This is a genomic window from Faecalibacterium sp. IP-3-29, assembly GCF_023347335.1.
Lineage (GTDB): Bacteria > Bacillota > Clostridia > Oscillospirales > Ruminococcaceae > Faecalibacterium > Faecalibacterium duncaniae.
The window spans coordinates 2,160,717-2,172,987 of sequence record NZ_CP094471.1 but is presented as its reverse complement, the minus strand read 5'-3'; the positions used below and the strand labels follow the sequence as shown (position 1 = coordinate 2,172,987).

Genomic DNA, 12,271 nt, shown 5'->3' with positions numbered 1-12,271 from the left:
CAAAGGGAGGGCTCTTGACAAAACCGCAAACCTTGCATTTACTGCCAAGGCCTCCCACTTTGGGGGAGGTGGCATCGCGTAAGCGATGACGGAGAGGGTGAGCCCGTTCACCTCCGCAGCTCTGTCCCCGGGAAATAGTGCGCCAGAATTTCCTCCGCGCTCTGTCCCTGTTCGGCCAGCGCCTTGGCACCCCACTGGCTCAGCCCCACACCGTGGCCATAGCCCTTGGTGGTGAGGAGAAAGCTGCCCTCCTGATACTGCACCGTGAAGCAGGCACTCCGCAGGCCCAGCGCCTTGCGCAGGGCCGGACCGGTGACGCTTTGCCCACAGACGGGCAGGGAGGCTACATAGCCCGAAGGGGTGAGCGCGGCCTCTCCAAACCAGCTGGCAGGTGCGGCAGGGTTAGGGAGAAGCCCCAGCCCGGTGAGAGCCTGCTGCATCTGCTCGGCGGTGAATTGGACGGTATAAAGGTAGTTGTCCGCATTGAGGTCGGTGGAGCTGTCCACGGCCACAAGATAGGGAAGGGCGGTGCCCCAGACGTTTTCGCTGGCCTCGGTCATGCCGTTGGAAATGGCAAAGTAGCTTGTCCCGGCGGGGGCGCTGCCATAGTAGAGCACATCGGTCAGCACACTGTCCACCAGCGCCGAGAGGCGGGCATAGTTCTCCTCATAGGCGGTGCCCCAGTAGCTGCGGAGGACTGCATCTGTTAAGTATCCCTGCCGCCGGACGGGATCCACGCTCAGCCAGCCGGAAGCTGGTTCGGCGGCATGGTCGCGGCAGTAGAGAGCATAGCTGTGGGCCGCGATGGCCTGCGCCTTGAGCGCCTCGTCCGGCCAGCTGATGGGCATTTCCGCCGCCACGGCACCGATCAGATAGTCCCGCCGGGGAACCGAGACCACGGCCCCAGCGCTCTGGTCGGCCAGCAAAAAGCTCTCGCTGTCCTGATCGGAGGGCGGCACGGCGGCGCTGTCCGGGGCGGCTTCCGAAGTTGCAGCGTCCGGCAGGGGAGCGGAAGAAGCCCCCTGTGCCGGGCCGAACACCGCCAGTGTCAGCCGGTAACCGGCGATCGGCAGGAGTGCGCCCAGCACCAGCAGCAGGGCGCAGAGGAGAAAGAATGTCTTTTTCATCGTAGTTTTCCCTCCCGGACAGGCATTTTTCTGGGCCCAGTGTACCAGTACGGCGGGGTGAAAAAGCGCACATTTCATCCAAGACTTGAATTTACTTCACAAAAGCGCTATCATAAGGGTGTGCCATCATGGTGGATGGCCGGAAAGTATATAAGAGAGAAATAAGAGAAAGGGGAATTCGCGCATGAACTATACCCATGCAGAAGTAGCGTCGCTGGACCCGCAGACCATGCGGACGCTGTGTGAAGAGTATCTGGCAAACAACTACATCGACCCGGAGACGAGTGAGCGTCTCGGTGTCAAGCGCGGCCTGCGCAACCCGGATGGTACCGGTGTGCTGGCAGGCCTGACCAATGTCTGTGACGTTGTGGGCTACAAAAAGGATCAGGAAGGGCATGTCATTCCCATTCCGGGCCGTCTGATCTACCGCGGCGTGGACATCAACGAGATCGTGAATGAGGCCTACCGCAACGACCGCTTTGTGTTTGAAGAGGTCATCTGGCTGCTGCTGTTCGGCAGCCTGCCCACCCAGGAGCAGCTGGACGATTTCTGCGAGCTGCTGGCAGAGCACCGTGCCCTGCCCGATGGCTTTATGGATACCATGAATGCTCCTTCGCCCAATATTATGAACAAGATGCAGCGGTGCGTGCTGGGCCTGTATTCCTACGACGAGCATGCCGAGGATCTGACGCTGGAGAATATCCTGAACCAGAGCATCAACCTGATCGCCAGTATGCCCACCATGATGGTGAACGCTTACCAGATGAAGCGCCGCTATTATGACAAGCAGAGCATGTTCTTCCACATGCCCAAGCCCGGCCAGAGCACCGCGGAGCACATCCTGAGCACCTACCGCCCGGACCAGAAGTTCACCCACGAGGAAGCCAAGCTGCTGGATATGTGCCTGCTGGTCCACGCCGACCACGGCGGCGGCAACTGCTCCACCTTTACCGCCCGTGTGCTGTCCTCCTCGGGCACCGATACCTACTCGGCCATTGCAGCCGCCATTGGCGCGCTGAAGGGCCCCAAGCACGGCGGTGCCAACCTGATGGTCAACCGTCAGCTGCAGGATATCCTCAAGCATGTGGAGCACCCGGAGGATGACGACGAGGTGCGCGAGTATCTGCGCCGCATCCTGCGCAAGCAGGCGGGCGACGGCTCCGGCCTGATCTACGGTATGGGCCATGCGGTCTACACCATGAGCGATCCCCGTGAGGTCATCCTGAAGGAGCGCGCCAAGCACCTGGCCTACGAGAAGGGCTTTGAGGAAGAGTACAACATGCTGTGCAGCATCGAGCGGCTGGCTCCCGATATTTTTGCCGAGGAGAAGGGCAGCAGCAAGCCGGTGTGCGCCAATGTGGACCTGTTCAGCGGCCTGATCTACAACATGCTGGGCATCTCTGAGGATATCTACACCCCGCTGTTCGCCATTGCCCGTGTGCCGGGTTGGTGCGCACACCGGGTAGAGGAAGTCATTTTTGCCAACCGGATCATCCGGCCCGCTTATAAGTATCTGGGCGTGCGCCAGAAATATAAACCGATCGAGGAACGCTGATGAACGCTTTATTTGTGCTGATTTTCACCTGTGGTGGTGCCCTTGCCATTGGGCGCGGGCTTGACTTGGCCCTGTGGACGGACTGGAATACCGGCCTGTGCACGGCGGGCTCTGTCTGGCTGCGGTACGGCAGCCTGTGGGCGGCGCTTGTCGTTGGCATCATTGCTGCCAGGAAGCTGGCCCGCCAGCCCCTTGTTCTGCGCAGTGCGTGCAGGCCGGTGGGGATCACATCGGTGCTGGGCGGCGTATGTGTCGGCCTGGCCGGTGCGGTGCGTCTGACAGTGGGCATGACCGGCGTTGGTGCGCTGGTGCGTGCTGTGCTGGAGCTGGTGTGCGCTGTCTGGCTGATCCGACTGGGCCGCAGCTGGACGCATAAGGGAGAATACTGTCTGCCCGGCCGGAGCATGACCCCGGCGGTGCTTGGCACGGCGGTGTTCTATTGGGGGGTGCTGAGCCGCTTTATGGAGAACAGCTCCAGCTGGCACCGGGTGGAGCCGACTGCTATGGTCTGGCAGATGCTGGCCGCGCTGGTGTTTCTTTCGGCGATGGTCCGCGCCCTTTGGCTGCCGGAAACGTCCAACGGCTGCCAGCTGTGCGAGGCCGGGATCTGTACGTTCCTGCTCTGCTTCTGCTGGGAACTGCCCCGGGTGCTGGTGCTGCTGTTCCACGGCATCACGGCAGCCGACCTGCCCGAGGTGCTGTTTGGCTTTGGTATGTGCTGCATCGGCGCGCTGGGGCTTTTCACTGTGGCGCGGGTGGCAGGAAGTGACGGAAGGCCTGCAATACCCCGACACGCCGTTGGTTGAATTGCTGAAAAGATTCCCATAAAAGCTGTGAAAATCGTTCAAAAACAAAAAAGTGTGAAATTACCTTGTTAATTTTTTGGCGGGCACTTGAAGGTTTCCGCAATTTGGTCTATAATAAAGATACCGTGATTATTATCCGATAAAAGGGTAAGAACATTTAGGAGGTACTATTAACATGGCTGTTAGAGTTGCTATCAATGGTTTTGGTCGTATTGGCCGTCTGGCTTTCCGTCAGATGTTTGATGCTGAGGGTTACGAGGTCGTTGCAATCAACGATCTGACCAGCCCCAAGATGCTGGCTCACCTGCTGAAGTACGATACCGCTCAGGGTTCCTTCTGCGGCAAGATCGGCGAAGGCAAGCACACTGTCGAGGCTACCGAGGATTCCATCATCGTCGACGGCAAGGAGATCAAGATCTACGCTGTTAAGGACGCAAAGGATGCTCCCTGGGGCGAACTGAACGTTGATGTCGTTCTGGAGTGCACCGGCTTCTACACCAGCAAGGAGAAGAGCATGGCTCACATCCAGGCTGGCGCAAAGAAGGTCGTTATCTCTGCTCCCGCAGGCAACGACCTGAAGACCATCGTCTTCTCCGTCAACGAGAAGACCCTGACCACTGAGGATCAGGTCATCTCTGCTGCTTCCTGCACCACCAACTGCCTGGCTCCCATGGCTGACACCCTGAACAAGACCTACCCCATCGTTTCCGGCATCATGACCACTGTTCATGCTTACACCGGCGACCAGATGATCCTGGATGGCCCTCAGCGCAAGGGCGACCTGCGCCGTGCTCGTGCTGGCGCACAGAACATCGTTCCCAACAGCACCGGCGCTGCTAAGGCTATCGGCCTGGTTATCCCCGAGCTGAACGGCAAGCTGATCGGCTCTGCTCAGCGTGTGCCCGTTCCCACCGGTTCTACCACCATCCTGGTTGCCGTTGTCAAGGGCAAGGATATCACCAAGGAGTCCATCAATGCTGCTATGAAGGCTGCTACCTCTGAGTCCTTCGGCTACAACGAGGATCCGATCGTTTCTTCTGATGTCATCGGCATGCGTTACGGCTCTCTGTTCGACGCTACCCAGACCATGGTCGCTAAGATCGACGACGACACCTATCAGGTTCAGGTCGTGTCCTGGTACGACAACGAGAACTCCTACACCTCTCAGATGGTCCGTACCATTAAGTACTTCGCTGAGAACTGCTGATCTCGTAGCTGCGATAAAAATTAAATGATTTGTCGACTGGAGTTTGTCTTGCTCAACTACGAACAAGCCTGATCTGGTACGACAACCATTTTAGAGATTTTTGCACCCTTTCTTTTGTGGTTCTTCCATGAGAGAAAGGGTGTTTTTTTTATGTGTTTGAAGGATCTCCGCGATGAATTTCTGTATTATGTTACTGTTCGACACCGGGATGCGCTGCAATGAGATGATCCTGATGGAGCCGGAAGATATCAGACCGGACTATATTCTGGTCAAGCAATGATGCAAGAAATTATTTTGTTTGTCTTATATATAGAACATAGAATAGGCTATAATGTCTTATATGATAGACAAAATGAGCAGTGGGAGAAACTACTACAAACAACGATCTGCTGAAGAAAATTGCTGCAACCGTGACCGAACCGCACCACCATATCATCGTGACCTACGAGGAAGATTCTGACATTGAGGTAGACGGTGTTGCAATTTCGGTCGTTCCTCTGGTTGATTTTTTACTGACAACGTGAGATTCCTGCGACCACAACCGTATGAACCACATGATTCATGAAGCAAAAACCCGGTGGTGCGGATCACCAGCATCCGGGGGGTAGTTAAAAATCTGGTAAGGGACACTGACCCGGTAGAATGAGATAGTTGTTCCATCTCCCCAGACCGAATTAGAATCTAGCAGCAAAAGGCCTCTGCCTTTCACAGAAATGTGATGGACAGGGGCCTTTTAGCGTAAAAAAAAAAAGCCTGACCCATACAAAAGAGCACAAATCAGGCTGACAATGGATATGAAATTCTAAAATTCACTTAGAAAAGAGAGTACGCGTTGCAGGGAAAGTCGAGCAGATCGTTCGGTGAGCTATTGGTTCTCTTGCTCCAGTTCATCGAACAGCGCACAGGAAAAGAACTGACCAAGCGTGATATCAAGACCATCACAGAGCTTTTTAATGGTGGCGATGGACACACGCTGACGGGATGGGTCAAGCATACTATATACCGTAGATGGTGTTACACCGGCACGGGTCGCTAACTCGTTGGGGCGTATCCTACGCTGGTCGCAGAGTTGTTCAAAGCGCTTGGCAACGGCATCTTTTACAGTCATGATGAAGTTCACCTCAACATGATAGTACAGAAGTTCGTGCGGTTTTACGTACGCAGTTGCGTATATCGTGAAAGTATTTTATGCTGTAGAGAATATGTGGCTGCGTAACGACAAAGAATATATTTAACAAAAATGTATCCTCCACATGGAAAATGGAGGATACCGTTCCTTTGACATCGTTGTCTATAATCTCATCTTATTTTATCATGGTTATATCTGGGATTCAATAGAAATCATCATAAATGTATCACATTTGACCCTGAAAAAACATCGCGAAGGCCGGATTGTTTTTGTATCATGCCTAGTTCTGTATAATAATTCCAGCTGTAAACGAAGATTGAGAAAATAAGGGGTCAGATGAGGGTCTAAACAGCAGGAGGAAACAGCGATGGCGCGACGGGGAGAAAACATTCGCAAGCGTAAGGACGGTCGGTGGGAAGGCAGGTACATCAAGGCGCGCACACCGGAGGGGAAGATCCAGTGGGGTTACGTTTACGGAACGGCCTATGCGGAGGTCAAACGGGTACTAATCCAGAGAAAAGCGGAGGCGGGGTTCTATAACCTGAATCAAACCGACCTGACCTTTGAAGTACTGTCCGAGGTATGGCTGTGCTCTCTGAAAAACGCTATAAAAGAATCCACCTATGCGCATTATTCGTACACGCTGCACAAATATCTTCTTCCGGTTTTGAGCAAGGTGCCCGTTGCATCCCTTGAGGAAAGCTTTCTGGAACAGGCCATGCAGCAAATCATCACGCCCACAGATGCGGCACACAAGCCACTGGGAAACTCCTCTGCTCGGGAATGCCTCTCGATGCTGCGACGTATCTGCAAATATGCCGCTCATTTACGTTTGATTCGTCCAATGGAGCTGGAAGTTGCGCTGCCAAAAGCCATCGACAAAATTTCTGCGCCTCTCTCCCCGGCGGAACAGCAGCGACTTCATCAATATGTACAGGCGAACCCCACGCCTCGCAAAATCGGCTTACTACTGGGGCTGGAATTGGGGCTTCGAATTGGTGAGATCTGCGGCCTGCAATGGGGCGATTTTGACCTGAAACTCGGCACGCTGAACATCAATCGGACGGTCTGCAGAATTTCCTGTGGAAACGGTCATACAAAGGTGGTCATCCAGATGCCCAAAACCCGCACTTCTCGCCGGGAAATTCCCATCCCAAAGCAGCTATCGCTGATGCTGAAAAAGCTGCGCGGAAGCGCCAGCAATGCTGCATGGTTCCTGTCCGGCAGCGAGTCCAAGCCCACCGAACCCCGCTGCTATCGGAAAAGCATCAAAGCGTATTTGAAGCAGGCGACTGTCCGTCAAGTGCGCCCGCACGCACTGCGCCACACCTTTGCAACGACCTGCCTGCAGGCGGGGTGCGATGTAAAGACCCTCAGCGAATTGTTGGGACACGCCAACGCCAACATCACCTTGCAGCGCTATGTGCATTCTGACCTGATCCGAAAGCGCCGGGAGATGAATCGGATATTTTCACATCAGGTGTCAACGAGGGGCGGAAAAGCGTTAAATCTAATTGAATAACGCCAGATTTTACTCACAGTCCTCCATTTTCCATGTGAAGGATACTCCTTTATTGCGGAAAGGGGTGAACTAGGTGGCACTGCGTCTGTTCGAGCACAACGAGAAAGCATATCATGCGGCAGTCCGGATGATGGAGCAGTATGGCAAGGCCGCCATTGTTCATCCGACAGGCACCGGAAAGAGCTATATTGCGTTCAAGCTGATCGAGGACAACCCGGAGAAGGTCGTGATCTGGCTTTCTCCCAGTGAATATATCTTCAAGACACAGCTGGAGAGCCTGAAAAGGAACGACCCGGACTTTCCGCTGGCGAACGTCCATTTTTATACCTATGCGAAGCTGATGTGCTGTACCCAGGCGCAACTGGATGATATCGCAGCGCAGGAGCCCGCCTATATTATACTCGATGAATTCCACCGTGCCGGTGCGGAATGCTGGGGCGAAAGCACGGTGGCTTTGTTAAAGTTATGCCCGGAGGCAAAACTGCTGGGGCTGACGGCGACAAACATCCGCTATCTGGATAATAACCGCGATATGGCCGAAGAGCTTTTTGACAGCCGTGTTGCGAGCGACATGACCCTTGGCGAAGCAGTCGTCAGGGGGATTTTGCCTGCTCCGAACTATGTGACCACCGTCTATCAGTACCAGAAAGACTTGGCACGTTATCAGACAAGAGTGGATAATCTGCGTTCTGCTGGGATTCAGGACGTAAATCAAAAATATCTGGATGCCCTGCGCCGCGCCTTGGAACAAGCAGATGGATTAGACAAGGTTTTTGAACATCATATCACGAACAAGTCCGGAAAGTACATCGTGTTCTGCGCCAACAAGGAGCACATGGACGAAATGATCTCTCATGTGCCGGAATGGTTTGCAAAGGTGAATGCGGAAGTGGCGGTGTACGAAGCTTATTCCGATGACCCTGGTACAGACAAGGCTTTTGCAGACTTCAAGACGGATGAGAGCGACAAGCTGAAGTTGCTGTTCTGCATAGACATGCTCAACGAGGGCGTTCATGTAGAAGGCATTTCAGGTGTCATCCTGTTCCGGCCCACCATTTCACCCACCATCTACAAGCAGCAGATTGGCCGCGCTTTGACCGCTGGGGAAAATTCTACGCCGCTTATCCTCGATGTAGTCAACAACTTCGAGGGCCTATGCAGCATTGCGGGGTTACAGGGCGAGATTCAGGAGGCGGTCTACCGCCTGAATGCCAACGGTGAGGGCGACAAGATCATCACCGAACGGTTTAAGGTGGTTGAGCAGGTGCATGACTGCCGGGTGCTGTTTGAGCGGCTGCAAGCAAGCTTGTCCTCTGGTTGGGACCATTATTTTTCGGAAGCAAGCATTTACTATGCGGAGCATGGCGACCTGAATATTCCAAAGCGTTATACCACACCGGCGGGATTGAGCCTTGGCGAATGGCTGACGACCCAGCGCCGTGTTCGTGCGGGACAGATTCCGGGGAACCTGACCGAGCAACAGGTTGCACGGCTGGACAGTATCGGGATGGAGTGGGGCAACCGCAACGATGCCGCATGGGAGCACGGCCTGGAAGAAGCGCGAAAATTTCGGGAACAGTTTGGGAATTTGCAGGTCCCGGCGAAATACAAAACGAAAAATGACTATCCTCTGGGAAAGTGGATCAACAATGCGCGGAAACGCCGAAGCGATGGAAAGCTGACGGAAGAGCGCATCCGACAGTTGGATCAGATGGGAATGATATGGAGCGTATTTGATGCCAAATGGGAACAGGGATATGCACTTGCGGCAATCTATGCGCAGGAGTATGGAAATCTGGATGTTCCACGAGATTATAAAACAGCAGATGGAAAAACACTTGGTCGCTGGATTCAAAATCAAGAACTAGCCTATGAGCAGAAAAAGTTGTCTGCGGATCAGATCAAACGACTGGAAACCATAGGAATGCAGTGGGGCAGTCGCTATGACCGACAGTGGAATGAGGTTTATCAGGCAGCGAAACGGTACTTTGAGGCAAATGGAGACCTTGATGTCCCGGTGGCCTATGTTTCGCCGGAGGGCTATGCCCTTGGAAAATGGGTGCGGCGGCAGCAGTATGCATATCGGAATCCGGAGAAGAGCAATGCGATTTTATCACAAGAGCGCATTGAGTTGCTGGATGCCATCGGAATGCAGTGGGAGAAACCGGACCCGTGGCAGCACCGGTACGAGCTGGCGCAGGAGTATAAAAGATGCCATGGAAATCTGGAGATTCCAGCAAAATACAAGACTGCGGATGGCATTTGGCTGAGCCGATGGGTGTACAACCAGAAACGGCTGCTGCAAAGCGGGTCGAAAAAGTTGAGCGAAGAGCAAAAGAAAAAGCTAAAGGAGCTATTGGGGTATTATGTCAAAATTTCAGCATGATGTGATGTTGAAAATCGTAAAAATCATCGATTTGGTAATGATCACAATTCCGTTTGCACTTTGTTGGGAGCTGTATTATTCGTATCAGATCTATGCAAAGTTTGGTTGGAAGGGCAACTGGGCCATGATCGGTCTGTTTGCGGTGTTGTTCTTTCTGTTAGGTAAAGTCTACGATGCGTTCTGGATGTCTTTGCAACGCATTTCGGAGTTGATTTATGGGCAAGTGCTGGCGGCAATGGCGACAGACGGCATTCTGTATATCGTGATCTGCCTGATGTCCCGGCGGCTCTGCAATATTCTGCCGGGTATTGCGGCGATTGTCGGACAGGTCGTGATGGCTTCAATCTGGGCAAAATGCGCCCATCGCTGGTATTTCCGGACCTTCCCTCCTCAGCCCACCGCAGTGGTCTATGATGTCCGGCATGGTCTGGAAAAGCTCATCAATGAATATGGCCTCTCGAAAAAATACGATGTCAAGATGACATTGAACGTTGAGGAATGCCTGAACGACCTGAGTCTGCTGGATGGAATGCAGAGCGTGTTCATCAGCGGTGTCCACAGCCATGAGCGCAATATCATCCTAAAATACTGTGTGGGACAGGGCATCAATGTGTTTGTGATCCCTCGTGTGGGAGATGTGATTATGAGCGGTGCCCAGCCGATGCATATGTTCCATCTGCCCATGCTGCGTGTGGGTCGCTATATGGCAAGCCCGGAATTTCTGTTTGTGAAACGGGTAATGGACATTGTGATCTCACTGGCAGCATTGGTTATCCTGAGTCCGTTGTTTCTGATTACGGCTATTGCCGTCAAGTCCGATGGTGGCCCGGCTTTTTACAAGCAGGTTCGCCTTACCAAAGACGGCAAACCGTTCGAGATCCTGAAGTTCCGTTCTATGCGAGTGGATGCTGAAAAGGATGGTGTAGCACGCCTTTCCACCGGTGATAAAGATGACCGCATCACGAAGGTGGGCCACGTCATTCGTGCCTGCCGTCTGGACGAGCTGCCCCAGCTTCTCAATATCTTGAAGGGTGATTTGTCTATTGTAGGCCCTCGTCCGGAGCGCCCGGAGATCGCCGCCCAGTATTGTGAGGAGATGCCGGAGTTTGCGCTGCGCTTGCAGGCTAAGGCTGGTCTGACCGGTTATGCACAGGTGTACGGTAAGTACAACACCACCCCCTACGATAAGCTGCAGATGGATCTGATGTACATTGCGCATCCCAGCCTGATCGAGGATTTGAAAATCATGCTGGCGACCGTGAAGATCCTGTTTATGCCGGAAAGCACGGAAGGTGTAGCAGAAGGTGCGACCACGGCGATGGGGCAGGAAGAGTGTGAGGAGACTGGAGAATGAAAGTTGCGGTAGTATCGATTGGTAGTTTTGATACACAATACTCGGACTATCATATCATGCGTGATATTGTCCTCGGCCTTCTGGAGCGAGGACATGAGGTGAATTTAATTCAGAAGCAGTATTTGGATACGCCACAGTATCCGCAGCAATTTGAGAAGTACTTAAAAGGTCAGCTTCAAGTACAAAATATTCGTTTTGAAAAGAAGGCAAAGGCTGATTTAAAGGCTCGTTATTTGGCAGATCTATCCTATTATAAACAAGCTTGTACACTAATGAAAAAAGACAAGCCGAATAAGATCTTTCTTCAGTCCAATAATACTGCATTTTTTACAGTGTTCTACGTAAAGCACATTTTAAGATGCCCGATTCTCTATAACGAACAGGATATCTTCCCGGAGAATGCTTTTTTTGCGGGCATTCTTTCTGAGAGCAGTCCGGTCTACAAAGTGGCTCATGCGCTGCAAAAATACGCCTACAAAAATGCAACGGCACTTAGTACGATTTCCGATGATATGAAATATACTATCGTTACTCGGTACGGCATCCCGGAGGATAAGGTGCAGGTGATTTACAACTGGGGGCATGAGGAATTGAAAGCCCACAGTGATGAGGAAAATGTTTTCCTGAAAAGGTATCCGAAGAAGCCGGGTGAGTTCCGTGTGGTGTATGCTGGCAATCTAGGCAAGATGCAAAATGTGGAACTTATATTGGAGACCGCTGCTTTGATGAAAGATGATAGGGATGTCAGCTTTTATATTGTCGGTGGCGGTGTGAACGAGGAACGACTTAAGACGTTTGCCAAAGAAAAAGAATTGAGCAATGTGACGTTCGTTGAAATGCAGCCACCTGAAGAAGTAGCAGATCTGTACGCTGCTGCAGATGTTAATGTGATCCCTCTTCAAAAAGGTCTTATCTATGCGGCACTTCCAAGTAAAACAGCTGATTGTTTGATTGCTGGAAAGCCAATTGTAACTTGTGTTGATGATGCGTCGGAGTTTGCTAAGCTGGTTGGAAGGTACGGAATAGAGAACGCAGGAACAAACCAGCCAGAAAATGTAAAACATGTTATTCTGCAACTAAGGAATGACAGCCAAACGTGCGAGGATGCGAAACTGTGGAGTGACTATTTTACAAGAAATAAGAGCATTGCGGCACACTGTGATGCGGTAGAACAAATGGTGTAAT

The 12,271-nt window shown here is 52.7% G+C and carries 9 protein-coding genes; 7 read left to right on the top strand and 2 right to left on the bottom strand.

Annotated elements, in window-relative coordinates:
• Positions 1-107 precede the first annotated feature (107 nt).
• Complete coding sequence (locus MTP40_RS10385) at positions 108-1,127, bottom strand: SpoIID/LytB domain-containing protein (RefSeq protein WP_249259336.1); 1,020 nt, start codon at positions 1,125-1,127, stop codon at positions 108-110.
• A gap of 184 nt (positions 1,128-1,311) precedes the next feature.
• Here MTP40_RS10385 and MTP40_RS10380 point away from each other — a divergent pair, with 184 nt between their 5' ends.
• From MTP40_RS10380 to gap, 3 genes are all read left to right on the top strand, one after another.
• Positions 1,312-2,682, top strand: a complete 1,371-nt coding sequence (locus tag MTP40_RS10380) for a citrate synthase (protein WP_005931146.1) — start codon at positions 1,312-1,314, stop codon at positions 2,680-2,682.
• Positions 2,682-3,488, top strand: coding sequence for a hypothetical protein (locus tag MTP40_RS10375; RefSeq protein WP_249259335.1), 807 nt, complete (start codon positions 2,682-2,684; stop codon positions 3,486-3,488). Before MTP40_RS10380 ends, MTP40_RS10375 begins: the two co-directional genes overlap by 1 nt.
• A 175-nt stretch (positions 3,489-3,663) precedes the next feature.
• Positions 3,664-4,695 carry a type I glyceraldehyde-3-phosphate dehydrogenase gene (gene gap / locus MTP40_RS10370; RefSeq protein WP_249259334.1) on the top strand — a complete coding sequence of 344 codons (1,032 nt, stop codon included), beginning with the start codon at positions 3,664-3,666 and terminating at the stop codon, positions 4,693-4,695.
• An 865-nt stretch (positions 4,696-5,560) separates the two neighbouring features.
• Here the strand turns inward: gap and MTP40_RS10365 are convergent.
• Complete coding sequence (locus MTP40_RS10365; RefSeq protein WP_097770376.1) at positions 5,561-5,803, bottom strand: helix-turn-helix domain-containing protein; 243 nt, start codon at positions 5,801-5,803, stop codon at positions 5,561-5,563.
• Between the two features lie 388 nt (positions 5,804-6,191).
• Here MTP40_RS10365 and MTP40_RS10360 point away from each other — a divergent pair, with 388 nt between their 5' ends.
• The 4 genes from MTP40_RS10360 (at position 6,192) to MTP40_RS10345 (ending at position 12,270) form a co-directional block, all read left to right on the top strand.
• A complete protein-coding gene (locus tag MTP40_RS10360; protein ID WP_097770375.1) occupies positions 6,192-7,346 on the top strand; it encodes a tyrosine-type recombinase/integrase in 1,155 nt (384 codons plus the stop codon).
• Positions 7,347-7,419: 73 nt separating this feature from the next.
• Positions 7,420-9,732, top strand: a complete 2,313-nt coding sequence (locus tag MTP40_RS10355; RefSeq protein WP_238078404.1) for a Helicase associated domain protein — start codon at positions 7,420-7,422, stop codon at positions 9,730-9,732.
• Positions 9,713-11,086, top strand: a complete 1,374-nt coding sequence (locus MTP40_RS10350; protein WP_154276684.1) for a sugar transferase — start codon at positions 9,713-9,715, stop codon at positions 11,084-11,086. Before MTP40_RS10355 ends, MTP40_RS10350 begins: the two co-directional genes overlap by 20 nt.
• Positions 11,083-12,270 (top strand): glycosyltransferase family 4 protein, encoded by a 1,188-nt coding sequence (locus tag MTP40_RS10345; RefSeq protein WP_154276683.1) that lies wholly within the window; start codon positions 11,083-11,085, stop codon positions 12,268-12,270. The genes MTP40_RS10350 and MTP40_RS10345 overlap by 4 nt, the downstream gene beginning before the upstream one ends.
• Position 12,271 lies beyond the last annotated feature (1 nt).